Source organism: Xanthobacter wiegelii, assembly GCF_043193855.2.
Classification (GTDB): domain Bacteria; phylum Pseudomonadota; class Alphaproteobacteria; order Rhizobiales; family Xanthobacteraceae; genus Xanthobacter; species Xanthobacter flavus_A.
Genome location: NZ_CM195529.1, coordinates 3,464,201 through 3,485,517, shown reverse-complemented (window position 1 = coordinate 3,485,517; position 21,317 = coordinate 3,464,201). Strand labels below are relative to the sequence as shown.

The 21,317-nt window shown below is 68.3% G+C and carries 18 protein-coding genes and 1 tRNA gene; 10 read left to right on the top strand and 9 right to left on the bottom strand.

Going from position 1 to position 21,317, the window contains the following annotated elements:
* Nucleotides 1–7: 7 nt before the first annotated feature.
* On the bottom strand, nt 8–265 hold the full coding sequence (locus tag V5F63_RS16205) for a cysteine rich repeat-containing protein (protein ID WP_394100878.1): 258 nt from the start codon (nt 263–265) through the stop codon (nt 8–10).
* Nucleotides 266–402: 137 nt separating this feature from the next.
* Nucleotides 403–1,341 carry an L-threonate dehydrogenase gene (ltnD, locus tag V5F63_RS16200; protein WP_394100879.1) on the bottom strand — a complete coding sequence of 313 codons (939 nt, stop codon included), beginning with the start codon at nt 1,339–1,341 and terminating at the stop codon, nt 403–405.
* A gap of 177 nt (nt 1,342–1,518) precedes the next feature.
* Between ltnD and otnC the strand changes: the two genes are divergently transcribed.
* Nucleotides 1,519–2,226: a 3-oxo-tetronate 4-phosphate decarboxylase gene (gene otnC, locus V5F63_RS16195; RefSeq protein WP_394100880.1), complete on the top strand. Its 708-nt coding sequence runs from the start codon at nt 1,519–1,521 to the stop codon at nt 2,224–2,226.
* 66 nt (nt 2,227–2,292) lie between these two features.
* Here otnC and V5F63_RS16190 read toward each other — a convergent pair whose 3' ends face one another.
* From V5F63_RS16190 to V5F63_RS16175, 4 genes are all read right to left on the bottom strand, one after another.
* Nucleotides 2,293–3,327, bottom strand: a complete 1,035-nt coding sequence (locus V5F63_RS16190; protein WP_209483992.1) for a polysaccharide deacetylase family protein — start codon at nt 3,325–3,327, stop codon at nt 2,293–2,295.
* Nucleotides 3,328–3,501: 174 nt separating this feature from the next.
* On the bottom strand, nt 3,502–6,801 hold the full coding sequence (locus V5F63_RS16185) for an error-prone DNA polymerase (RefSeq protein WP_394100881.1): 3,300 nt from the start codon (nt 6,799–6,801) through the stop codon (nt 3,502–3,504).
* On the bottom strand, nt 6,798–8,390 hold the full coding sequence (locus tag V5F63_RS16180; RefSeq protein WP_394100882.1) for a Y-family DNA polymerase: 1,593 nt from the start codon (nt 8,388–8,390) through the stop codon (nt 6,798–6,800). Before V5F63_RS16180 ends, V5F63_RS16185 begins: the two co-directional genes overlap by 4 nt.
* Nucleotides 8,272–9,090, bottom strand: a complete 819-nt coding sequence (locus V5F63_RS16175) for an ImuA family protein (RefSeq protein WP_394100883.1) — start codon at nt 9,088–9,090, stop codon at nt 8,272–8,274. The genes V5F63_RS16180 and V5F63_RS16175 overlap by 119 nt, the downstream gene beginning before the upstream one ends.
* A 335-nt stretch (nt 9,091–9,425) precedes the next feature.
* Between V5F63_RS16175 and V5F63_RS16170 the strand changes: the two genes are divergently transcribed.
* The 5 genes from V5F63_RS16170 to V5F63_RS16150 all read left to right on the top strand — a co-directional run bounded on the left by V5F63_RS16170 (nt 9,426) and on the right by V5F63_RS16150 (nt 15,885).
* Nucleotides 9,426–12,377 carry a DNA translocase FtsK gene (locus V5F63_RS16170; protein ID WP_394100884.1) on the top strand — a complete coding sequence of 984 codons (2,952 nt, stop codon included), beginning with the start codon at nt 9,426–9,428 and terminating at the stop codon, nt 12,375–12,377.
* Between the two features lie 144 nt (nt 12,378–12,521).
* Nucleotides 12,522–13,334 (top strand): ABC transporter ATP-binding protein, encoded by an 813-nt coding sequence (locus tag V5F63_RS16165; protein WP_394028151.1) that lies wholly within the window; start codon nt 12,522–12,524, stop codon nt 13,332–13,334.
* A 3-nt stretch (nt 13,335–13,337) separates the two neighbouring features.
* Nucleotides 13,338–14,147 carry an ABC transporter permease gene (locus V5F63_RS16160; RefSeq protein WP_394100885.1) on the top strand — a complete coding sequence of 270 codons (810 nt, stop codon included), beginning with the start codon at nt 13,338–13,340 and terminating at the stop codon, nt 14,145–14,147.
* Between the two features lie 20 nt (nt 14,148–14,167).
* Nucleotides 14,168–15,184: an ABC transporter substrate-binding protein gene (locus tag V5F63_RS16155; RefSeq protein WP_394100886.1), complete on the top strand. Its 1,017-nt coding sequence runs from the start codon at nt 14,168–14,170 to the stop codon at nt 15,182–15,184.
* A gap of 494 nt (nt 15,185–15,678) precedes the next feature.
* Nucleotides 15,679–15,885, top strand: coding sequence for a cold-shock protein (locus tag V5F63_RS16150; protein WP_209483978.1), 207 nt, complete (start codon nt 15,679–15,681; stop codon nt 15,883–15,885).
* A 211-nt stretch (nt 15,886–16,096) separates the two neighbouring features.
* Here V5F63_RS16150 and V5F63_RS16145 read toward each other — a convergent pair whose 3' ends face one another.
* A complete protein-coding gene (locus V5F63_RS16145; RefSeq protein ID WP_209483975.1) occupies nt 16,097–16,681 on the bottom strand; it encodes a L,D-transpeptidase in 585 nt (194 codons plus the stop codon).
* A 180-nt stretch (nt 16,682–16,861) separates the two neighbouring features.
* Entirely contained in the window at nt 16,862–17,695 is an 834-nt protein-coding gene (locus tag V5F63_RS16140; RefSeq protein ID WP_394100887.1) for an alpha/beta fold hydrolase, read from the bottom strand.
* Nucleotides 17,696–18,071: 376 nt separating this feature from the next.
* Between V5F63_RS16140 and V5F63_RS16135 the strand changes: the two genes are divergently transcribed.
* The 4 genes from V5F63_RS16135 to V5F63_RS16120 all read left to right on the top strand — a co-directional run bounded on the left by V5F63_RS16135 (nt 18,072) and on the right by V5F63_RS16120 (nt 21,052).
* Nucleotides 18,072–19,379: a hypothetical protein gene (locus tag V5F63_RS16135; protein WP_209483971.1), complete on the top strand. Its 1,308-nt coding sequence runs from the start codon at nt 18,072–18,074 to the stop codon at nt 19,377–19,379.
* A gap of 295 nt (nt 19,380–19,674) precedes the next feature.
* Complete coding sequence (locus V5F63_RS16130) at nt 19,675–19,995, top strand: con-10 family general stress protein (RefSeq protein WP_394100888.1); 321 nt, start codon at nt 19,675–19,677, stop codon at nt 19,993–19,995.
* Between the two features lie 70 nt (nt 19,996–20,065).
* Nucleotides 20,066–20,572 carry a YciE/YciF ferroxidase family protein gene (locus V5F63_RS16125; RefSeq protein ID WP_394100889.1) on the top strand — a complete coding sequence of 169 codons (507 nt, stop codon included), beginning with the start codon at nt 20,066–20,068 and terminating at the stop codon, nt 20,570–20,572.
* 150 nt (nt 20,573–20,722) lie between these two features.
* On the top strand, nt 20,723–21,052 hold the full coding sequence (locus V5F63_RS16120) for a hypothetical protein (protein ID WP_394100890.1): 330 nt from the start codon (nt 20,723–20,725) through the stop codon (nt 21,050–21,052).
* Nucleotides 21,053–21,129: 77 nt separating this feature from the next.
* Here the strand turns inward: V5F63_RS16120 and V5F63_RS16115 are convergent.
* Nucleotides 21,130–21,204, bottom strand: a tRNA-Val gene (locus V5F63_RS16115).
* Between the last annotated feature and the right edge of the window lie 113 nt (nt 21,205–21,317).

Sequence of the window (21,317 nt, the reverse complement as noted above, 5' to 3'; positions counted from 1 at the left end):
CCGGGGCTTACTTCTTGCTCAGGGCGCCGAGGGCGGCCTGGCAGGGCGGGGTGGTCTGTTCCTTCTTGGCCTGCATGCACTGGACCACGCGGCCACCGCCCGGCTGCACATCGCCGCACAGCTTCTTCACGTCAGCGGAACAGGCGGTGCGCAGGGCCTGGGCCTGATCCGCGGTGAGGGTGGCGGCCGTCTGGGCCGAGGCCGGGCCGGCGCACAGCGCGAGAAGAGGCAGCGCGAGGAAGGCGGCGCGGGGCGGGAGGGTCATCGGCGGGATCCTCTTTGGATGCGTCGGGTCGACAACTACCCTCGCGGCGCGAGGTTGCAGGGGCGTTCCCCGAACGTGACGAATCGCGACGGAGTGTAACGCCGTCCACGCGGCGGAAAAGCGACAAGTGCCGTGCCTCAGCCCGCCTCGCCGGGCAGTTTCGTGCCGGTGATCCGGGCATAAAGCCGGGCCACGGACGCATCGTCGTCACGGCCCATGCCGGCGGCGGAGGTGGCGAGGAACATCTGCAGGGCGGCGGCGGACACCGGCACCGGGAACTTCGCGCTGCGCGCCATATCCTGGATGATGCCGAGATCCTTCACGAAGATGTCCACGGCGCTCTTCGGCGTGTAGTCGCCGGCGAGCACGTGGGGCATGCGGTTCTCGAACATCCAGCTGTTGCCGGCGGACGCGGTGATGACCTCGTAGACCTTCTTAAGGTCGAGCCCCTGCCGCGCCGCGAACGCCATGGCCTCCGAGGCGGCGGCGATATGCACGCCTGCGAGGAGCTGGTTGATCATCTTGAAGGCCGCGCCCTGGCCCGCCGCGTCGCCCAGTGCGTAGAGCTTGGCGGCCATGGCATCTAGCGCGGGCTTCGCCTTGGCGAAGGCGGCGGGGCTGCCGGAGGCGAGGATGGTCAGCGCCCCTTCCGCCGCCCGCTGGGCGCCGCCGGAGATGGGGGCATCGAGATAATGCCGGCCGGTGGCTTCCAGCCGCGCGGCGAGGTCGCGGGCGACGTCCGGGTCCATGGTGGCGGAGGAGATGAAGACCGCGCCCTCGGGCAAGGTTTCGGCGACACCGGACGGGCCGAACAGGATCGCCTCGGTCTGCGCGGCGTTGACCACCACGCTGACCACCATGTCCGCGCCTTCGGCCGCCTGTGCCGGCGAGGCCGCGCCGCGTCCGCCCGCGGCGACGAAGCGCTCCACCGCCGCCGCGCCCACGTCGCATCCCGCGACATCCAGGCCGGCCCGCAGCAGCGACTGCGCCATGCCGAAGCCCATGGAGCCGAGGCCGATCACGGCCGCGCGTCCGGCGCCCATTTTGCCCGCTGTCCCTTCCGCCTGATCGGCCATGGCCGTTTCCCCGTCTTGTTCTGGTGTTTCGGCCGCTTTTTAGCGCAGCGGCATCCTGCGCATGTTGTAGGAGCCTGACGGGAGCGGATCAAATCGTTTTAGCCCGGCGGCGTTCGCGCTTGCCAAGGCGGTTGCGCTTCGCTTTGGTGCGGCGGCGGAACAAGCGGAGGTTGGCCCATGGACGAGACCAGACTGCGGGAGGAGATCTGCCGCTTCGGGCGCTCTCTGTTCGAGCGGGGGCTGACGCCCGGCTCGTCCGGCAATATCAGCCTCAGGCTCGATGACGGCGGGTGGCTGGTGACACCCACCAACGCCTCCCTCGGCTTCCTCGATCCCGCGCGCATTTCGAGGCTCGATGCAGAAGGGCGGCTCCTCACCGGCGACAAGCCTACGAAGGAGATCCCGCTGCATTCTGCACTCTACGAGACCCGCGGCACGGCGCGGGCCATCGTGCATCTGCATTCGACCCATTCGGTGGCGCTCACCATGCTGCCGGAGATCGACCCGCGCGCGGCCTTGCCGCCCATGACGCCCTATTACCTCATGCGCGCCGGACAGACCGCGCTCCTGCCCTATTACCGGCCGGGTGACCCCGCCGTCGCAGATGCCATCCGGGGCCTCGCGGGCCGCTATTCCTCCGTGCTGCTGGCCAACCATGGGCCGGTGGTGGCGGGCGATACGCTGGAGGCGGCCGTATTCGCCACCGAGGAGCTGGAGGAGACCGCGAAGCTCTATCTGCTGCTGCGCGGCCTCAACCCGCGCTATCTGTCGCCGGCGCAGGTGGACGATCTGGTGAAGACGTTCGGCCTCACGCTTCCCGCGCCGGATGCCCATCACGACCATGACCACGCGCACCATGGGCATCGTCATCCGGCCGAGGACTGATCGCCGCGAAACGCAAAAGGCGCCCCGGAGGACCGGAGCGCCTTCTGTTCGGGATCGACCTGCGTGTCAGTAGACGCCGGCGCTGCGAGCCGGGGCCGGGGACGCGGCGGGCTTCGGCGCCGAGGTGGCGGCCGGCTTAGGCGCACCAGCGGGCTTCGCCGCGTCGGGTTTTGCGCCAGCGGGCTTCGGCTTCTGCTGCGGCTTGGCTGCGCCAGGAGTCGCGAGCGCGACCTTCAGCGGCTTGTCCATGGCCACCATCTGCGACAGCGTGGCGAACTTGTAGCCCTTGGCGATCAGCTCATCGAGGATGCGCGGCATGGCGTCCACGGTGGTGGCGTAGATGTCGTGCGAGAGCACGATGGCGCCCGGCTTCACCTGCGCCATGATAGCGTCATGCACCGCCTGGCTGTTGCGGTTCTTCCAGTCGTTGGGGTCCACAGACCAGTTGACGATGGTGAGGCCGTACTTTTCCTCGATGGTGGTGCGTAGTGTCGGCTTCATGGTGCCGTAGGGCGGACGCAGGAAGATCGGGCGCTTTCCGGTGACCTGGAAGATCGCCTCGGTCGTGTTGCCGAGCTCCTTGTCCAGCGCCGCGGCGCTGATGCGGGTGAGCTGCGGATGGCTCCAGGAATGGCTGCCGATCTCGTGCCCCTCGTCGGCAATCATCTTCAGCACTTCAGGATGCTTGGCGACCATGTTGCCGAGCACGAAGAAGGTCACCTTGATGTTGCGCTGGCGCAGCATCTCCAGCAGCCGGGGGGTGGTCTCCGGGCTCGGGCCGTCGTCGAACGTGAGGGCGATGTAGGAGCCGTCCACGTCGAACGACTTGTAGGTGTAGTTCTTGCGCGGCGTCACCGGCGGCGGCGCGGCGGGTTCCGGCGCGGGGGCCGGCGTCGGCTGGGCAGCGGCCGCCGCCGTCTTCTGCGCGGCGGTTGCGCCCTTGCCCTGGGCCGCCTGTCCAGAAGCCGGTGTCGCGGCCTGTGAGATGGACTGGGTGGTTGCCGGGCCGTCGTCCTTGGCCGACAGGAACGGGCTGATGGCCATGCCTGCGCCAACGGCGGCGGCGGCCACAAATCCGGTAACGATGAGGAGCGGCTTCACGGCGGCGGTATCCCGGCCTTAGTTCCATATGCCCTGAAGCCTCACGGGTTTTTGTGGATAAATCGTGAAGCGTGCAGGGCTGTCGTGCCTTTTTTGCCTGAATTATCGAGTTTTCGCCCCCTCGCCGACGGACTTGGGCTGCTGGATACCTCTTCGGCAATTTCGGCGCGGCGATCAGTGAAAGTCCCGCGACTTGGGCAGTACCCTTACGTCACGCGGATGCTTGCGCGGATGCTGGGGGTGGGCGAACTCATCGGCCCGCGCCACCTCCATGCGCGGCTGCCGCACCCGGGAGAGCAAAGTGAGGTCGGCGGTGCGGTCGGTAAGCCGCTGGGCCATGAGGTGGACGACCCCCTCCGGGCTCTTCTGGATGCGTCCTTCCACCAGCAGCAGGCGCGCGCCCATCACCTCGCGGCGGAAGCGCTCCAGCGTGCGCTCCCATAGGACGATGTTGGTGATGCCGGTCTCATCCTCGATGGTGATGAAGATGGCCTTGCCGTTGCCCGGCCGCTGGCGCACCAGCACGACGCCCGCATTGCGGGCGAACGCGCCGTCCTTCAGCGCGGCCGTCTCGGCGCAGGTGAGGATGCGCTCCTTGCGGAAATGGTCGCGCAGCTCGCCCATGGGGTGCCCCTTCAGGGAGAGGCGCACGGTCTGGTAGTCCGCGACGATGTGCTCCGAGCGCGCCATGCGCGGCAGCGTTACCGCTTCCTCCACGCCCAGCTCGCGGGCGTCCGCCGCGGCGAACAGGGGGAGGGCGTCGTCATCCGGCAGGCGGCGGGCGTGCCAGAGCGCGGCGCGCCGGTCGAGGGCCATGGAGCGGAAGGCATCCGCATCGGCCAGCAGCTTTACCGCGCGGGTGGGCAGCCGGGCGCGGCGGGCCAATTCCTCGATGCTCGCGAAAGACCCGGATCGTGCCGCCGCGAGGCGCCCGCCCCAGTCGGCATGGAAGCCGTCCACCTGCCGGAAGCCGAGGCGCAGGGCCAGCGTGCCGTCCTCCCGTCGCTCCAGCGTGTTGTCCTGATGGCTGAAATTGATGTCCACGGGCCGCACCTCCACGCCGTGCTCGCGCGCGTCGCGCACGATCTGGGCCGGGGCGTAGAAGCCCATGGGCTGGGCGTTGAGCAGGGCGCAGGCGAAGGCCGCCGGGTGGCGGCACTTGATGAAGGAGGAGATGTACACGAGCTTGGCGAAGGAGGCGGCATGGCTCTCGGGGAAGCCGTAGCTGCCGAAGCCCTTGATCTGCTCAAAGCAGCGCTGAGCGAAGTCGCGCTTGTAGCCGCGCCCCACCATGCGCTCCACCATCATGCTTTCAAATTCCTGGATGGTGCCGAGGTTGCGGAAGGTGGCCATGGCCCGGCGCAGGCGGTTTGCCTCCTTGTCGGAGAAGCAGGCGGCGACCATGGCGAGCTTCATGGCCTGCTCCTGGAACAGCGGCACCCCCATGGTCTTGCCCAGCACCACCCGAAGCTCGTCCTTGTCGCCGAAGTCCGGGGCGGGGGAAGGGTAGTCCACCGCCTCCAGTCCGTTGCGGCGCCTGAGATAGGGGTGAACCATGTCGCCCTGGATCGGCCCCGGCCGCACGATGGCGACCTGGATGACGAGATCGTAGAATTCCTTCGGCCTGAGGCGCGGCAGCATGTTGATCTGCGCCCGGCTTTCCACCTGGAATACGCCGATGGAATCCCCGCGCTGGAGCATGGCGTAGACGTCCTGTTGCTCGCGCGGCACGTCGGCGAGGCCCCAGTCGATGCCCTCGTGGTCGCGCATCAGGTCGAGCGCCTTGCGGATGCAGGTGAGCATGCCGAGCGCCAGCACATCCACCTTCATCAGGCCGAGCACGTCGATGTCGTCCTTGTCCCATTCGATGAAGGTGCGGTCCGCCATGGCGGCGTTGCCGATGGGCACGGTGTCGTCGAGCCGGCCGCGGGCCAAGACGAAGCCGCCCACATGCTGGGAGAGGTGGCGGGGCGCGCCCATCAGCCGGCCGGCCAGCTCCACCGCGCGGCGGATGAAGGGATTTGAGGGGTCGAGCCCCGCCTCGCGGATGTGCGCGTCTGAAACGTCCCGGCCCCAGCTGCCCCATTGGGTAGAGGAGAGGCGCGCCGTCACGTCCTCGGTGAGCCCAAGAGCCTTGCCCACGTCGCGGATGGCGCTGCGCGGGCGGTAGTGGATGACGGTGGCGACGATGCCGGCGCGGTGGCGGCCGTATTTCTCATAGATGTGCTGGATCACTTCCTCGCGCCGCTCGTGCTCGAAATCGACATCGATGTCCGGCGGCTCGCGCCGCTCGGCGGAAATGAAGCGGGCGAAGAGGAGATCGTTGTCGGCGGGGTCCACGGCGGTGATGCCGAGCACGTAGCACACGGCGGAATTGGCCGCCGACCCGCGCCCCTGGCAGAGAATGCCCCGGCTCTCGGCGAAGCGCACGATGTCGTGGATGGTGAGAAAGTAAGGCGCGTATTCGAGCTGGCGAATGAGGGCCAGCTCCTCCTTCAGCAGCTTTTCCACCTTCTCGGGGAGGCCACCGGGATAGCGCACGGCGGCGCAGCGCCAGGTCAATTCCTCCAGCCAGGCCTGCGGCGTCCAGCCGGGAGGCACGGGCTCCTCGGGATAGTCGTACTTCAGCTCCTTCAGAGTGAAGTCGATGCGGGCGAGGAATGCCGCGCTCTCCGCCACCGCCTCCGGGGCATCGCGGAACAGGCGGGTCATCTCGGTGGGGGGCTTAAGATGGCGCTCGGCGTTCGCCATCAGCCGTCGTCCGGCCTCGGCGATGGTTGTGCCCTCGCGCACGCAGGTGAGGATGTCCTGCAGGTCCCGCTCCTGCGGCGTCGCATAGAGCACCTCGTTCACCGCCAGCAGCGGCACGCCGGCAGTGCGGGCGACGGCTTTGAGCGCGGCGAGACGGCGGCGGTCGGCGCCGGAGAAGGGCATGTCGACGCCGAGCCACACTGCCCCGGCGGCCGCTTCGCCAAGGAGGGAGAGGAGAGGTGGAAGAGTGTTCCCGTCTTCACCCGGCAGCACGATGAGCATCAGGTCGCGGGCATCGGCGAGGAGATCGGGAAGGGACAGGTGGCAGTCGCCCTTCTTCGCCCGCCGGTTGCCGGTGGTCAGCAGGCGGCAGAGCCGGGCCCAGCCGGCGCGGGTGGAGGGATAGGCGATGATGTCCGCCGTGCCGTCGCAGAAGACGAGCCGCGCGCCCGTCACCAGCCGGAAGGCACGGGCGCGGGCGGCGACGGCGCGCTTTGCCTCCGCCTCGGGGTCGTCTGCCTCCAGATCCTCGTCGAGACTGCGCAGATCCTCCAGCGCGCTATAGGCCCGCACCACGCCCGCCACCGTGTTGCGGTCGGCGATGCCGAGCCCGTCGAGGCCGAGGGCGACGGCGGTGCGCACCAGATGGGTCGGCGCGCTCGCCCCGCGCAGGAAGGAGAAATGCGAGGCCGCCGCCAGCTCCGCATAGAAGGGGCCGCTCACGGGAACAGGCCGTGCAGGAACCAGCGCGGCGCCGACGTCTCGCGTCCGTAGGTGCCTTCGCGATAGAGCCAGAAGCGGCGTCCTTCGGTGTCCTCCACGCGGAAATAGTCCCGCGTCAGGCCCGGCCGGGTGCCATCGAGGGCGGTCCACCATTCGGGGGCGATGCGCTCCGGCCCCTCGGCCCGCGCCACCTCGTGCAGCACGCGCCGCCAGCGGAACCGCAGGGGCGGGCCGTCCGGCACCTCGGCCAGCGTTTCCACCGGCTCGGGCACGGGCAAGAGGGCCGGCGGGCGGGCAAGGGGCGCATCTGCGGCAGCCGGCTCGGCCCAATCATGAGCAAGCATGTCCCGGCTGCGCCAGGCCTTCTGCGCCGGCATCCGCACGGCGGCGCGCTCGGGTACATGGCTGTCCTGCGCGGCAAGGCAGGTGACGCGGCGCGGACCCAGCCGGGCGGAGAGGGTGTCCACCAACTGGTCCAGCCCCGCGCCGGCCGGCTCGGCGCCGAAACCGGACTGGGTGGCGGCCAGCGGCTCGGCTGCGGTCACCGAGAGGCGGATCACGTCATAGCCGAAGCCGGGATCGAGTGGATCGGCCAGCGCGGCCAGCCGCTCGCGGAACAGGCCGGCGAGGCGGGCGCCGTCGCGGAGCGGCGCCGCCGTGCCCGCCGCCACCCGCCGCACCGCGCCATCGCTGCGGAAGAAGGCGGCCTCGAAGCGTCGTCCGCCCTCGCCATGCCGCTCCAGTACACCGGCGAGATCGCGGGCGAGGTCGGCGAGCACGGCGCGGGCGGTCGCCTCATCGCCCATGGGTTCGGCGAAGCGCCGCTCCGCCACGTAGACGGGCAGGGGATTGAGCGGGGAGATGGGCGGCGAAGCCGCGCCGCACAGCTCGTCCAGCCGGTCCACAAGGGCGCTGCCGAAGCGGGCGGCCAGCGCCGCGCGGGGCTTGCCGGCGATGTCGCCGATCCGCACGAGACCGAGATAGGCGAGGCTGCGCGCCACCTCCGCATCGAGGTCGAGGGCCTCCACCGGCAGGGGCGCGACGGCCTCCCGCTCGCCCCCCGCCCGCACCACCTGCCCCGGCCGCCAGCGGGCGAGGGCGAGGGCGGCCCGGGCGGTCCCGGCCACCGCGCCCTGGGCGGCCAGTCCGGTGGCGGCGAGCCGCTCGGTCATGGCCGCCAGCATGGCCCCCTCGCCGCCGAACAGATGGGCGCAGCCGGTGATGTCGAGCACGATGCCGTCCGGCCCGGAAACGGCGACGAACGGCGTCCAGCGCTCGCACCACGATGCGATGGCCGCAAGCAGCGCGGCATCCGCCGCCGCATCCGCCTCCACCGCCTCCATCTGCGGCACGCGGGCCTGCGCGTCGGCGAGGGTAAGGCCGGGATGAAGCCCGAGGCGGGCGGCGGCTGCGTCCACCGCGGCGAGGCGGCGGGCGTTCGCCTTCACCTCCACCGTGACCAGCGGCAGGTCAGCCGGTGCGGCGCCAGCCGACGACATGCGACGTCCCCGCCGGCTGCGGTGCAGCCGGTCGGTCGGCAGGCGCGGCAGGAAGAGCGCGGCGAGGCGCCGGGGTGAAGCGTCGGGCATGGGCATTCCATTCCACGGTGAAGCGGCCGGTGGGTCCGAGGCGGTTGCGCTCGATCTCCAGCGCGAAGGCGGGCGGCCCGAGGCAGAAGGCCGGCACGTCCCCCGCCACGCGGGAGGGGACGGCGGCGACCCGCCAGCGGGTGGCGGCGGCGGAAGGGCCGGGGTCCGCCCCCGGCCTCAGCAGGAGGGAGGGGACGCCGGAGCGCTCGCTGCGCAAGGCGAGGCGGCGGGTGGCGGTGAGGTCGATGAGGCGCGGGGATCCCCAAGGCTCCGCCACCACCAGCCCGAGCGCGCCGTGGCCAAGGGCCTCCTCCGCGGCGCCCAGCGTGTCGGCGGCGTCGGCGGCGGCCACCAGGATCAGGCGGGAGGGATCAAGCCCGAAGGCGGCGCAACCGGGGCCGTAGAGGTCGCCGCCCTCCAGCGCCGCCATATCCTGCCGCACCCACAGCACCGGCTTGCGGGTGCCGGCCGCGAGCGCGAGGGCGAAGCCGAGCACGGCGGCGGCATTGCCCTTCTCCGCCGGGAAGGCCTCGTGCAGCGCATCGCGGGCGAGGCCGCCGCCCAGGGCATCATCCAGTGGGGCCCCCAGGGACAGGCGCGGCCGGGCAGCCCCGTCCGGAAGTCCGGACAGCCGTTCCATTTCGACGATGCGGCGGCGAAGGGCCGCCAGATCCTCGCGCGGAGCCTGCTGGGGGTGCATGGAGGAAGACCAATGTTCCTATTTTGTTCTCATTAAAAAGGACTCCGGGAGCGCGGAATGTCAACCGTATGGAGGTCCGGCAGCAGGGGTTGCGGGGGCTGGACCGAACCGGGTTCAGGCGAGGGGAGGCCGTGTCGGCTTGTCCCCATGATTCACATGCAAGGTATTCAGAAACCGTTATTTGGAGGTGCAAACCTCCCCTTAACGCCCCCGCCCTAGTGTCTGCGAAACGGCGCCGGTGCTGCGGATTTCGGATTCCCATGTCTTCCTTCAACCGTCCTCCCAGACCTTTTGCGTACCCCTCGTTCGCTCCTGACGAAACGTTCGAAGCGCCCGTGGCCGATTCTGGTTCCGAACGCGGCTTGCCCTCGTTCTACGAGCGGATTCCGGAATACGACCCGAGCCTCCATGACGGCGCCTTCGAGACTGCGGAGCCCACCCACAGCTGGATCGACCTGGAACTGGTCCCGAGCTGGCTCCGGCCCTTCACCCTCGACGCCAACACCCGCTTCACCCGCACCCCGGACCATCTGCTGCGGCCCCGCGAGCCGGGCGCGCCCCCGCTGCCGAGCATGCCGCCCGTCCTGCCGCAGGTGCCCACCCCGGTCACGACCCAGGGGTCGAGCCGCGGCTGGCACTTCCTGTTCGAGCCGGCGGATGACGTGGTCCAGCCGCTGGCACAGCCCGTCGCCAAGCTCGCGGATATCCCCACGGAGACCGCCTTCGCCGCGCCCGCCGCCGTGCCGGAAGAGGTGACGGCGGCCCCCGTCGTCCTGCCGCCCGTTGCGGAAGAAGCGACTGCGCTGGTTTGCGAGCCCCCGGCCTCCGAGGTCGCGCTTGCGGAGACAGTCCCGGGCGAGGAGATCCTGACCGAAACGGCAGCGCCTGCGCTCCTTGAGGCCGACACCGCGCCACAGGCTGTGGCCGAGGCGGCTTCGGAGGTCGACACGGCTGACGTCCCCGATCACCTGTGGAGCCTGCTCCGCCTCGTCGTCCTCGGCCGCGCCGCCACCCCGCCCGCTCCGGCCGGGGAGCAGGACCTCGATCCTGCGCCCGCAGAGACGGCCGGTGTGGAAGACGACCTGGTGGAGAGCGAGGACCCGGCGTTCGAGGTCCTGTCCGACGCCGAGGAGGCTGTCGACTTCGACGAAGACGAGGTTCCCGAGGCGGACGCCTCCGAGGAGGATGAACTCGAGGACGACGAGATCGAGGAGGAAGACTCCGAGGAGGAAGACTCCGAGGACGATGAGGTCGCTGAACTGGAGGGCGACACGGACGATGCCGAGGAGGAGGGAGAGGAGATCGACCTTTCCGAGGACGACGACGAACTGGACGAGGACGACGGGGCACTCTCCTCGGAGTTGGAGGACGATGAACTTGAAGACGACGAACTCGCAGACGATGCCTTCGAGGAAACGGACCTGACGGACGAGGAAGACGAGGAACTCGACACCGAACTCGACGAGGATGAGCCGGAAGACACCGCCGTGCTCGAAGACGAGGATCAGGACGAGGCCGAAGCCGAGGATGAATCCCTACCCCTCGCGGCCGGGTCGATCCTGTCGGGCGAAGCGTTCGCGTCCTGGCGGCCCTACCAGCAGAGCATCAGCGCCCAGTTCTTCGGCGCCCTGCATTCGGCTGCCACGTCCGCTCCCGCGGCCTCGGCAGCAGCGCCTGCAGCGTCGGGTGCCGTCGCCCCTGTTCCGGTGCCGTCCGTTGCAACCCTCCCGCCCGAGGCTGTTCCCGCAGTGGCGGAGGGGGACAGCGGCCCCTATTTCCTCCCGCCCCTCGATCTCTTGCGCGAGCCGCCGGTAGTCGAGCCGGACTATGAACTTTCCGAGGAATTCCTCGACCAGTCGTCAACCATGCTCCAGCAGGTGCTGCGCGATTTCGGCGTGCGCGGCGAGATCATCGACGCCAATCCCGGCCCGGTCGTCACCCTCTATGAGTTCGAGCCGGCGCCGGGGGTGAAGTCCTCCCGCGTCATCGGCCTATCGCCGGACATCGCCCGCTCCATGAGCGCGGTCTCCGCCCGCGTCGCGGTGGTGGAGGGGCGCAACGTCATCGGCATCGAGCTGCCCAACCGGCGGCGCGAGACCGTGTGGCTGCGCGAGCTTCTGGCGAGCCACGAATTCGCCGAGGCCCATCCCAAGCTCGGCCTGTGCCTGGGCAAGACCATCGGCGGCGTGCCGGTGATTGCCGATCTGGCGCGGATGCCGCATCTGCTGGTCGCCGGCACCACCGGATCGGGCAAGTCGGTGGCCATCAACACCATGATCCTGAGCCTGCTCTACCGGCACACGCCGGAAGCCTGCCGGCTCATCATGATCGACCCCAAGATGCTGGAGCTCTCCGTCTACGAGGGCATCCCGCACCTGCTCACGCCTGTCGTCACCGACCCCAAGAAGGCGATCATCGCGCTGAAGTGGGCGGTGAAGGAGATGGAGGAGCGCTACCGCAAGATGAGCCGCCTCGCGGTGCGCAACATCGATGGCTACAACGCCCGCGTCCGCGAGGCATCGGCCAGGGGCGAGATCATTACCCGCAACGTTCAGGTGGGGTTCGATCGCGAGACCGGGGAGGCCCTGTTCGAGGAACAGGAGATGGACCTGACCGCGCTGCCCTACATCGTCGTCATCGTGGACGAGATGGCCGACCTGATGATGGTGGCGGGCAAGGAGATCGAGGGCGCCATCCAGCGCCTCGCCCAGATGGCCCGCGCCGCCGGCATTCATCTCGTGATGGCGACGCAGCGGCCTTCCGTGGATGTCATCACCGGCACCATCAAGGCCAATTTCCCCACCCGCATCTCCTTCCAGGTGACCAGCAAGATCGACAGCCGCACCATCCTCGGCGAGATGGGGGCGGAGACGCTGCTGGGCCAGGGCGACATGCTGTTCATGGCCGGCGGCGGTCGCATCAGCCGCGTCCACGGCCCCTTCGTCTCCGACGGCGAGGTGGAGAAGGTCGTCGCCTTCCTCAAGGCCCAGGGCGGCCCGGACTATATCGACGAGGTGGTGCTGGACGAGGACGCCGTGGCCGAGGACGACGACGAGGCGGTGTTCGACCGCTCCGGCATCGCGGACGCCGGCGGTGACCTTTACGAGCAGGCCGTGGCCATCGTCATGCGTGACCGCAAGGCCTCAACCTCCTACATCCAGCGCCGGCTGCAGGTGGGCTACAACAAGGCTGCTTCCCTCATGGAGCGCATGGAGAACGAGGGCATCGTCGGCCCGGCCAACCACGCCGGCAAGCGGGAGATCCTGACCTTTTCCCGGCCGGGGTGAGGGGGCGCCCGACCTCACGCCTCCGCCCTTGCCTCCCGCGCGCCCTCGGCTACCTTGTCCGCTTGATCCGGGCCAACCGGACGCGCGGGCGGGATCGGGAGACGTTCAGTGGTGCAACCCTTCAGCGTGGTCCAGGGAGGCCGCATGGCTCAGGCATGCGCGGTCGGGCTGCGCGACATCACCATCGCCTTCCCGGGCGCCAGCCGCGCCGCCTCGCCCTTTGTGGCCGTGCAGGGTGTCGATCTCGAAGTCGCGGATGGTGAGTTCGTCGCCATCGTCGGCCCCACCGGCTGCGGCAAGTCCACCCTTCTCAACGCAACGGCCGGCCTCCTGAAGCCGGCCTCCGGCACGGTCACAATCCACGGGACCCCGCTTGCCGGCCTCAATCGCGCGGCGGGCTATCTCTTCCAGGCCGAGGCCCTGTTTCCCTGGAAGACCGCGCTCGACAACGTGGCCATCGGCCTTGAGGTCGCCGGCACCGACACCGAAGAGGCGCGCAGCCGCGCCCGCAAGTGGCTGGCCCGAGTGGGGCTCGCGGCCTTCGCGGATCGCTATCCGCACCAATTGTCCGGCGGACAGAGGAAGCGCGTGGGTCTCGCCCAGGTGCTCATCCGCGATCCCAAGATCCTGCTCATGGACGAGCCGTTCGGTCCGCTCGATGCCCAGACCCGCCAGATCATGGGCAACCTGCTGCTCGACCTATGGAGCCAGGACCGCAAGGCGGTGATGTTCGTGACCCATGATCTGGAGGAGGCCATCTCGCTGGCCGATCGTGTGGTGATCATGGGTGCCGGGCCGGCCTCGCGCATCATCGGCCAATGGCGGGTGCCCATACCCCGCCCCCGCGACATCGACGTGCGGCTGGAGCCCGCCTTCCACCACCTTCACCGCGAGATCTGGGCGGCGCTGAAGGACGAGGTGGTGAAGGGGTATCGCCAGTCCGAGGTCGCGAGCTGAACCATGCGCAACCGCTTCGTCCTTTTCGCCCTTCAGGTGCTGGTGGCGGTGGTGCTGATCGCCATCTGGCATTTCGGCTCCACGGTGAAGGTCTCGATACCGGCGCTTTCGCCGAAGCCCTTCTACCCGCTGGACCCCTTCTTCTTCTCCACGCCGATGGCCGTTTTCGAGCGCACTTTCAAGGACTTCTACACGGGGGTGATCTGGTATCACCTTGGCATCACGCTCCTTGAAACCCTGCTCGCCTTCGCCATCGGCGCCCTTGGCGGGGTGCTGGTGGGCTTCTGGTTTGCCCGCAAGGCGCTGATCGCAGCGGTGTTCGATCCCTATGTGAAGATGGCCAATGCCCTGCCGCGCGTGGTGCTGGCGCCGATCTTCGCCCTGTGGCTGGGGCTCGGCATCTGGTCCAAGGTGGCACTGGGGGTGACGCTGGTCTTCTTCATTGTTTTTTTCAATGTTTACCAAGGCGTTAAGGAGGTCAGCCCGACGCTGCTCGCCAACGCCCGCATGCTGGGCATGAGCGAGCGCCAGCTGATGCGGAACGTGTTCTGGCCCTCCGCGCTGACCTGGATGTTCTCCTCGCTCCATACCGCCGTTGGCTTTGCGCTGGTTGGTGCGGTGGTGGGGGAATATCTCGGGTCGGCGGCGGGGCTGGGCTATCGCATCCATCAGGCGGAAGGGGTGTTCGATGTCACCGGCGTGTTCTCGGGCATGCTGGTGCTGGCCATCTTCGTCATCATCATCGACACGGTGGTGAGCGCCATCGAGAACCGCCTCCTCGTCTGGCGCCCCGCGCCGGCGACGCAGGCCTAAAGAAAAACGGGAGGAAAATCATGAGGATGCTCAAGCTCGCAGCGGCCGTGCTCGCGCTCGCTATCGCCACTCCGGCCGTCGCGCAACAGGCCACCAAGATCGAGAAGCCGAAGCTCACGCTCGGGGTCGGCGGCAAGCCACTGCTGTATTATCTGCCGCTGACGATCGCCGAGCGGAAGGGCTTCTTCAAGGACGAGGGGCTGGATGTCGCCATCAATGATTTCGGCGGCGGAGCCAAGTCTTTGCAAGCCCTTATCGGCGGGTCGATCGATGTGGTGACGGGGGCCTACGAGCACACCATCCGCATGCAGGCCAAGGGCCAGGACATTGTTTCCGTTATCGAATTGGGTCGCTTCCCAGGCATCGTGCTGGTGGCGCGGAAGGACCGGCCGATCAAGTCGGTAAAGGACCTCAAGGGCGCGAAGATCGGTGTGACGGCGCCGGGGTCCTCCACGAATTTCTTCGTCAATTTCCTGATGGCGAAAGATGGCCTGAAGCCGGATGATGCCTCCTACGTCGGTGTCGGCGGCGGAGCTTCTGCCGTGGCGCAGATGAAGCGCGGCGAGATCGATGCCATGTCCAATCTCGACCCCGTGATTACCAAGCTGGTGGATGACGGAGACGTCATTATTCTGGCGGACAGCCGGACGGAAGCTGGAAACGACAAGATCTTCGGCGGCGAGAATCCGGCCGCCGTGCTCTATATGAAACGCGACTTCGTGGAGCAGAATCCGGTCACCACGCAGAAGCTGGTGAATGCTTTTTACAAGGCCCTTCAATGGCTTAAGACCGCCACCCCCGAGGACGTGGCGGCGGTGGTGCCGGAGGAATATCTGCTTGGGGACAAGGCCTTGTACCTCAACGCGGTCAAGAACTCCCTGCCGATCTATTCGCGCACCGGCCTGATCCCCGAGCGGGGCATGAAGAATGCCCTTAACATGTTGGTGGAGTTTGATTCCGAGCTGAAAGCCGCGAAGATCGACCTCGCCAAGACCTTCGACGGCACCTTCGTGGCGAAGGCGGCGGCGCCGAAATAATCCGGCTCCGGTTCGGGTGTGTTTCACCACCTTGCCGGGGGGCGTTCACCCCCGGTATCGGGTGGGTTCGGGAGTGGTTCGGAAATGGTTCGGGAGCGGCAGATGAAAAACTTGGCCTCCCGCCCTTGAACCGCCGCGATTGATCCCTATCTTCCCATCAACCCCAGCCGATGGATGCGGCGCGCTTTTGAGCGCAGACGCTTCCGGGAGACGGACGGATGTACTCCGATCCCGCCTGAGCAGATCGGTCCATGGCACGGGGTGTTCGTTCCTCCGCTTTCCATTTCATGGATGTGCGGAGGGGCGAGCCGAGCGGACAAGTTCGTCGACGGCCTCTTCTTCGTTTCCTTCGGGCCGCGACGCAAAAGCCTTCCCCAAGTACGAACCTGTCCTGAACTGCGTCCCGTTGCGCCGCGACCTTCGTGTGTTGCGCGTCGCCGGGACGATCGGCGCCTTCGGGGAACCCCCGGAGAGCGTTTCTACAGGAGGCCTCCATGGCCACGGGTACCGTAAAGTTTTTCAACGCCCAGAAGGGTTTCGGCTTCATCGTTCAGGATGAGGGTGGACCCGACGTGTTCGTCCACATCTCCGACGTGGAGCGTTCTGGCATGTACAGCCTGAACGATGGCCAGAAGGTCTCGTTCGACGTCGTCGCGGACAACCGCGGCAAGAGCAAGGCTGCGAACCTCGCCGCTCTCTGAGTGCTTGAAGCCGAAGGCGCGTGAGCTTGCTCACCAGCTTTTGGCCAAGCCGCCTTTGGATGCCGCGCCGTGCCTGAGCGAACCCGCTCGGCGCCGGTCGCGGTTCAGGGGCCACGCAGAGCAGGGCTAAAGGTCCAGGCGTTGACAAGAAAAGGCCCGGTCGTCGCAAGACGGCCGGGCCTTTTTCGTTGAGCCTTTTTGTGGCGCGCGCTCAGCGCAGGACGTAGACGGTCGCGCCCACGCGCACGCGATTGTAGAGGTCGATCACGTCGTCATTGGTCATGCGGAAGCAGCCGGACGACACCGCCTGCCCGATGGTCTCCGGCTCGTTGGAGCCGTGGATGCGGTAGAGGCTTGAGCCGAGATACATGGCGCGGGCGCCGAGCGGGTTGTCGAGGCCGCCGGGCATGTAGCGGGGCAGGTCGGGCCGGCGCCGCAGCATCTGGGCCGGGGGCGTCCAGGAGGGCCATTCCTTCTTGGCGCTCACCGTCTTCACGCCCGACCAGCGGAAGCCGTCGCGGCCGACGCCGATGCCGTAGCGGATGGCCTGGCCACGGGAGGTCACGAAATAAAGGCGCCGCTCCGACGTGTTCACGACGATGTTGCCGGGCGCATATTTCGGATCGATGGAGACCATCTGCCGGCCGATGGGCGAGGAGCCGCCCACCACGCCGACATTCCCGCCGCCGAAGAACTTGTTGAAATTGAAGATGTCGTAGCGATCATCGGCCTTGGCCGAGCCTGTCGCCACCAGCGCGGCGACGGCCGCGAAAACAAGCGATTTCAGCTTCATCATGGCTCTGCGTCTCGGATGGGCCGGAGCGCGAACGACCATCGAGCACGCCCGGATACGTCGGCAATACCGCTTTGTCGCCACAAAACGGACAAGACTGCAACCGCTTTGTGGCGACATGGTTCCCGGCCCACGGGAGTGTGAAGCTTCGTCCAGCTATCATGCTACCGTTCTGGAAATCCCTCACTTCGCGGCGGCAAAGGCCGCGAGCGCGGCGTTGAAGCGATCAGCCGCCTCGATGAAGGGGGCGTGGCCGATGCCGGCGTAGAGGTCCAGCCGGGCGCCCGGAACGGTCGCGGCGATATGCTCCGCCATGGCCGGGGCCACCACCTCGTCCAGCGCGCCCTGCGCCACCAGCACCGGCACGTCGAGGCGCTTCAGCAGGCCCTCATAGTCGGCCGTCCGGCCGAACAGGGCGACGCGCACTTCGGGCGGCACCATCATGTTCACCGCCAGCAATTGCTCGAACAGCGGCTGCGCGATGGGGGCGGCGAAGCAGCGGCGCAGGAAGGTGCGGGTGGCGGCGATGTTCTCTTCCACGTCCGTGCTGCACATCAGGCGCATCAGCCGGTTGCAGCTGCCGTAGAAGCGCCGTTCGTTGGCGGTCACGGCATCGACGAAGACGATGCCGCCGATGCCAGCCGTGCCTTTCACCGCCAGATAGTCGCAGATGATGCGCCCGGCATAGGACCAGCCCACCAGCACCGGCCGCTCCAGCCCCCAGCCGCGGATGACCGCATCGAGCTCCCCGGCCCAGATTTCCGCCGACTGGTAGGCGGCGGGATCGGACGGCCGGTCGGAGGCGCCATGGCCGCGAAAGTCGTAGGTCACGAGCCGATGGCCGGCCAGCGCCGGGCTCGCCGTCTGCCGGTTCCAGCACAGGCCGGATTGCGAGAAGCCGTGGATGAACACCACCGGCGCCCCGTCGGCCGGCCCGAAGGCGGCGCTGGCGATGCCGACGCCATCGGGGGTGAGGATGCGGCGGACCTCACGGTCGGTGGGGGCGGGGATGGTCATGGGGCGGGTTCCGGAGCGAGGGTGTCCGGCCCGCTTTAGCATTGCGGGGGCGCGGGCTTAAGGGGGAGGGCAGTCCGAAGCGAGGCGCGGACGTGCCCCGTCTCCCAGCCGTCATGCCCCGGTTTGTCCGGGGCATCCACACCTCCATTTGCTCGGTGCCTCAAAACCGAAAGCGGACCCAGCCAAACCGTGGATCCCCCGGACGAGCCGGGGGATGACAGTGCAAAATGGAGCAGCGCGCTGACTTGTCCTGATCCTGATGAGCCCCCCCCGCCTTTGGGGCGCCATGGGGCGGTGCTATAGATCAGCTTGCACAGCACCGCCCGAATCGAAGACCTGCATCGCAAAGACCTGCATCGCAAAGAGAGGCGACGGAATGCGCACCGTGACACGCACCGCCCACCGCCGGACGGTTCTATCCGTCCTCTCGGCCCTCGCGCTCGTGCCCGCCTTGATCGCGCCCACGGCGGCGAGCGCCGCCTCGGAGCGGTTCATGGTGCTGGGGCTGCCCTTCTTCAAGCCGTACCGGGCGGCGATCGCGACGCTCGATGTGGATGGCGCCGGCAAGGTCACCGGCACCCTCGCGCCGCCGGCGGGCGATGCCCGCGCGCCGCTGCCGGTGTCCGGCACGCTGGCCAACGGCGCGCTGAAGCTCACCATCGGGCAGGGGGATGACAGCTACGCCCTCGCCTTCACCGAGAACCAGCGCGGCCTGCATCACATCTATGAGGAGACGGCGTCCGTCCCCGGCCTCACGGCGGTCACGGTGTTCCGGCCCGAGGCCGGCTTCTCCGAGCCGGCGCTGGTGCTCCAGCATGACGAGGACAATTGGTGCGGCCTCGTCACCGGCGGCCTCGCCGTGAGCCTCAAGGCCGCCGACCTCGCCCGCACGCCGGTCGCGCCCGCCGGGCTCGCCGAGATCGATCTCGTGGTCACGCCCCAGCAGGGCGGCACCGCGACGGTGAAGATGAAGGACTACTGGAGCCGCCTGCGCCTCGCCGCCCGCGACGACGACGACGTTTCGGTGGACGTGGCCGTGCCGCTGGGCGCGGAGGCGAAGATCGCCCAGGACCTGCGCAAGGTGCCGCTGGTGGCCACCGTCACGCTGCCCTCCGTGTGCGGGGAGATGGCGTTCGCCGCCGTGCCGCGCGCCAAGCTGATGGACGCCGACAAGGTCTCCGAGGCGAAGCTCAAGGCCTATGGCGACGCCATGCTGGCGCGCCTCCTCTCCGGCGCGGCGCCCGAAGGCGGCACGGGCTCGCGCAAGTTCAAGAGCACCGGCACCGTGGTGCCGGGCGAGGCGGGGCCGGCCTACAAGGCCACCGTCTCCGCCGAATCCGAGGCGAGCCGCCTCGCCAAGGGCACCTGGGACCAGTTCACCGTTCTGCTCCAGCCGGTGGTGACGCCGGCCGACACCGCCGCGTCGGTGTCGCTGGTGCCCGTCGTCACCGATCTCAAGGTGGCGAAGAAATCCGGCCCGCAGGCGCCGGCCGATGCCGCCTTCAAGCCGGCGGATGATTCCTCGCAGGTGGCGGCCATCAGCCACCGCCTCGTCTCCTACATCGCCGCTGCCGAAGGCACCCGGTGCAGCTTCCTGACCCAGACCGCGTTCGACGAGCCCGACGGCAGCCTCTCCTGCACCAACCTCGCCATCGACGACGTGAGCCCCGCCGAGGATAACTGAGGCAGGGTGGGGGCTGAACCTTCGCCGTTTCCTGATGTCGCGTGATGCCCGGCCCTTTGCCGGGCATTTTCATTATGGGCGGACCAGTTGAGCTTGGCCGCAGTACGGTTCAGGTCAAGATATCGTCGACCAAGCCTCACGGTATACGAAATTGATTACTTTGCGTAAGGCTTTCAGACAGGCCAAAGCCTGCACATTCCGGCCATGATTGCTTCGGTTTTGTAATGCTCTGCGCCGGAACCATCCTCCCTGCCTCCCGTTCTCTGAGCGGGGGCACAAGAGAGGATACGAACCGATGAACAATCGTCAGCAGGGCGGATCCGGAAACTTCGAGAATGATCGCGAGCGCGCCTCCGAGGCCGGTCGCAAGGGCGGCGAGCAGAGCGCCCAGAACCGCCAGCAGGGCGGTCAGCCGGGTGGCGACAACCGCCAGCAGACCCAGCAGGACGCCGGCAACCGCGGCCAGCAGGGCGGCTCCGGCAACTTCGCCCAGGATCGCGAGCGCGCCTCCGAGGCGGGCCGCAAGGGCGGCCAGAGCGTGCCGGACGAGAAGCGGTCCTTCTCGCAGGACCACGATCTCGCCTCCGAGGCAGGCCGCAAGGGCGGCCAGAGCTGACAGCGCGCCAGCGGGGCACGGCCTTCGGGCCGCGCCCCTTTCTCCTTCCCGTTTCTTCCGGAGGTGCCACATGGGCCTTTTCTCCAAGGATATCCATTCCATGGACGACCTGTTCGTCCACACCCTGCGCGACATCTATTATGCGGAGAAGCGCATCCTGAAGGCGCTGCCGACCATGATCGAGAAGGCGCAGAATTCCACCCTCCGCCAGGCGTTCCAGAGCCATCTCGGCGAGACCGAGGGGCATGTGAAGCGGCTTGAGGAAGTCTTCCGCATGCACGGCGTCGAGGCCAAGACGGTGAAGTGCCAGGCCATCGACGGCATCATCGAGGAGGCCGAGGACGTCGCCTCCGAGGTCGCCGATCCGGAGGTGCTGGACGCCGCGCTCGCGGCCGCCGCGCAGGCGGTGGAGCATTACGAGATCACCCGCTACGGCACCCTCATCGCTTGGGCCAAGCAGCTCGGCCGCAACGACTGCGCCTCCGTGCTCCAGCGCAACCTGGAGGAGGAGAAGGCCGCCGACGCCAAGCTCACCAGCCTCGCCGAGGCCCGGCTGAACATGCGCGCGGCCGAATAGGGCGCCGCACGTCCCCAACCCGAAAACCCCGCCGGGCGACCGGCGGGGTTTTTTATTGGCCTCAACGGCCAATCGATTGCCCACGGCCAAGCCTGGTGGAATATGCCGGCCTCCCTGCGGGAGGGCAGGGCCGATCCATCTGGGGGACTGATGAAAATCCTGAAGGCTCTTGGTGTCGCGGCCTCGCTCGCCGCGCCGATGCTGTCTGCCACGCTCGGCGTCGCGGCCGACATCCAATGGAAGCCGGCGAACGGGGGCTCCTGCGATCAGGTCTGCAGCGCCGCCCGCCTCACCGCGCTCTATTCCGGCGTGCACACGGCCGGCAACCAGGCGACGCAGGAAAAATTCTACATCTGCGCCACCAACATGAACGGCTACCGCCCCGGCTACAATCTGAAGCCCAAATGGGCCAGCGCCTGCTGGGTGGGATATGGCGGCAAGGAAGTGGCCGCGAAGAATTACGAGTGCGCCTGCCAGTGACGGGGGGCGGGCGCTGCGCGGACTGCGTGGCGCCGGTTCGGATAAAAGAAAATTTGAGAAGTCTCGCCGGCGCGGAATGGTGGGCGATGCAGGGATTGAACCTGCGACCCCTCCCGTGTGAAGGGAGTGCTCTCCCGCTGAGCTAATCGCCCGCGCCATTGCGAGGAGGGCCGTTTAGAGCCGCAGGGCCTCCCCTGTCAAGGGCGGACGCGACGAGGGCCGCGCCTGCCTGTGGATCATTCGGGCCGACGCCCGCGCCGACGCC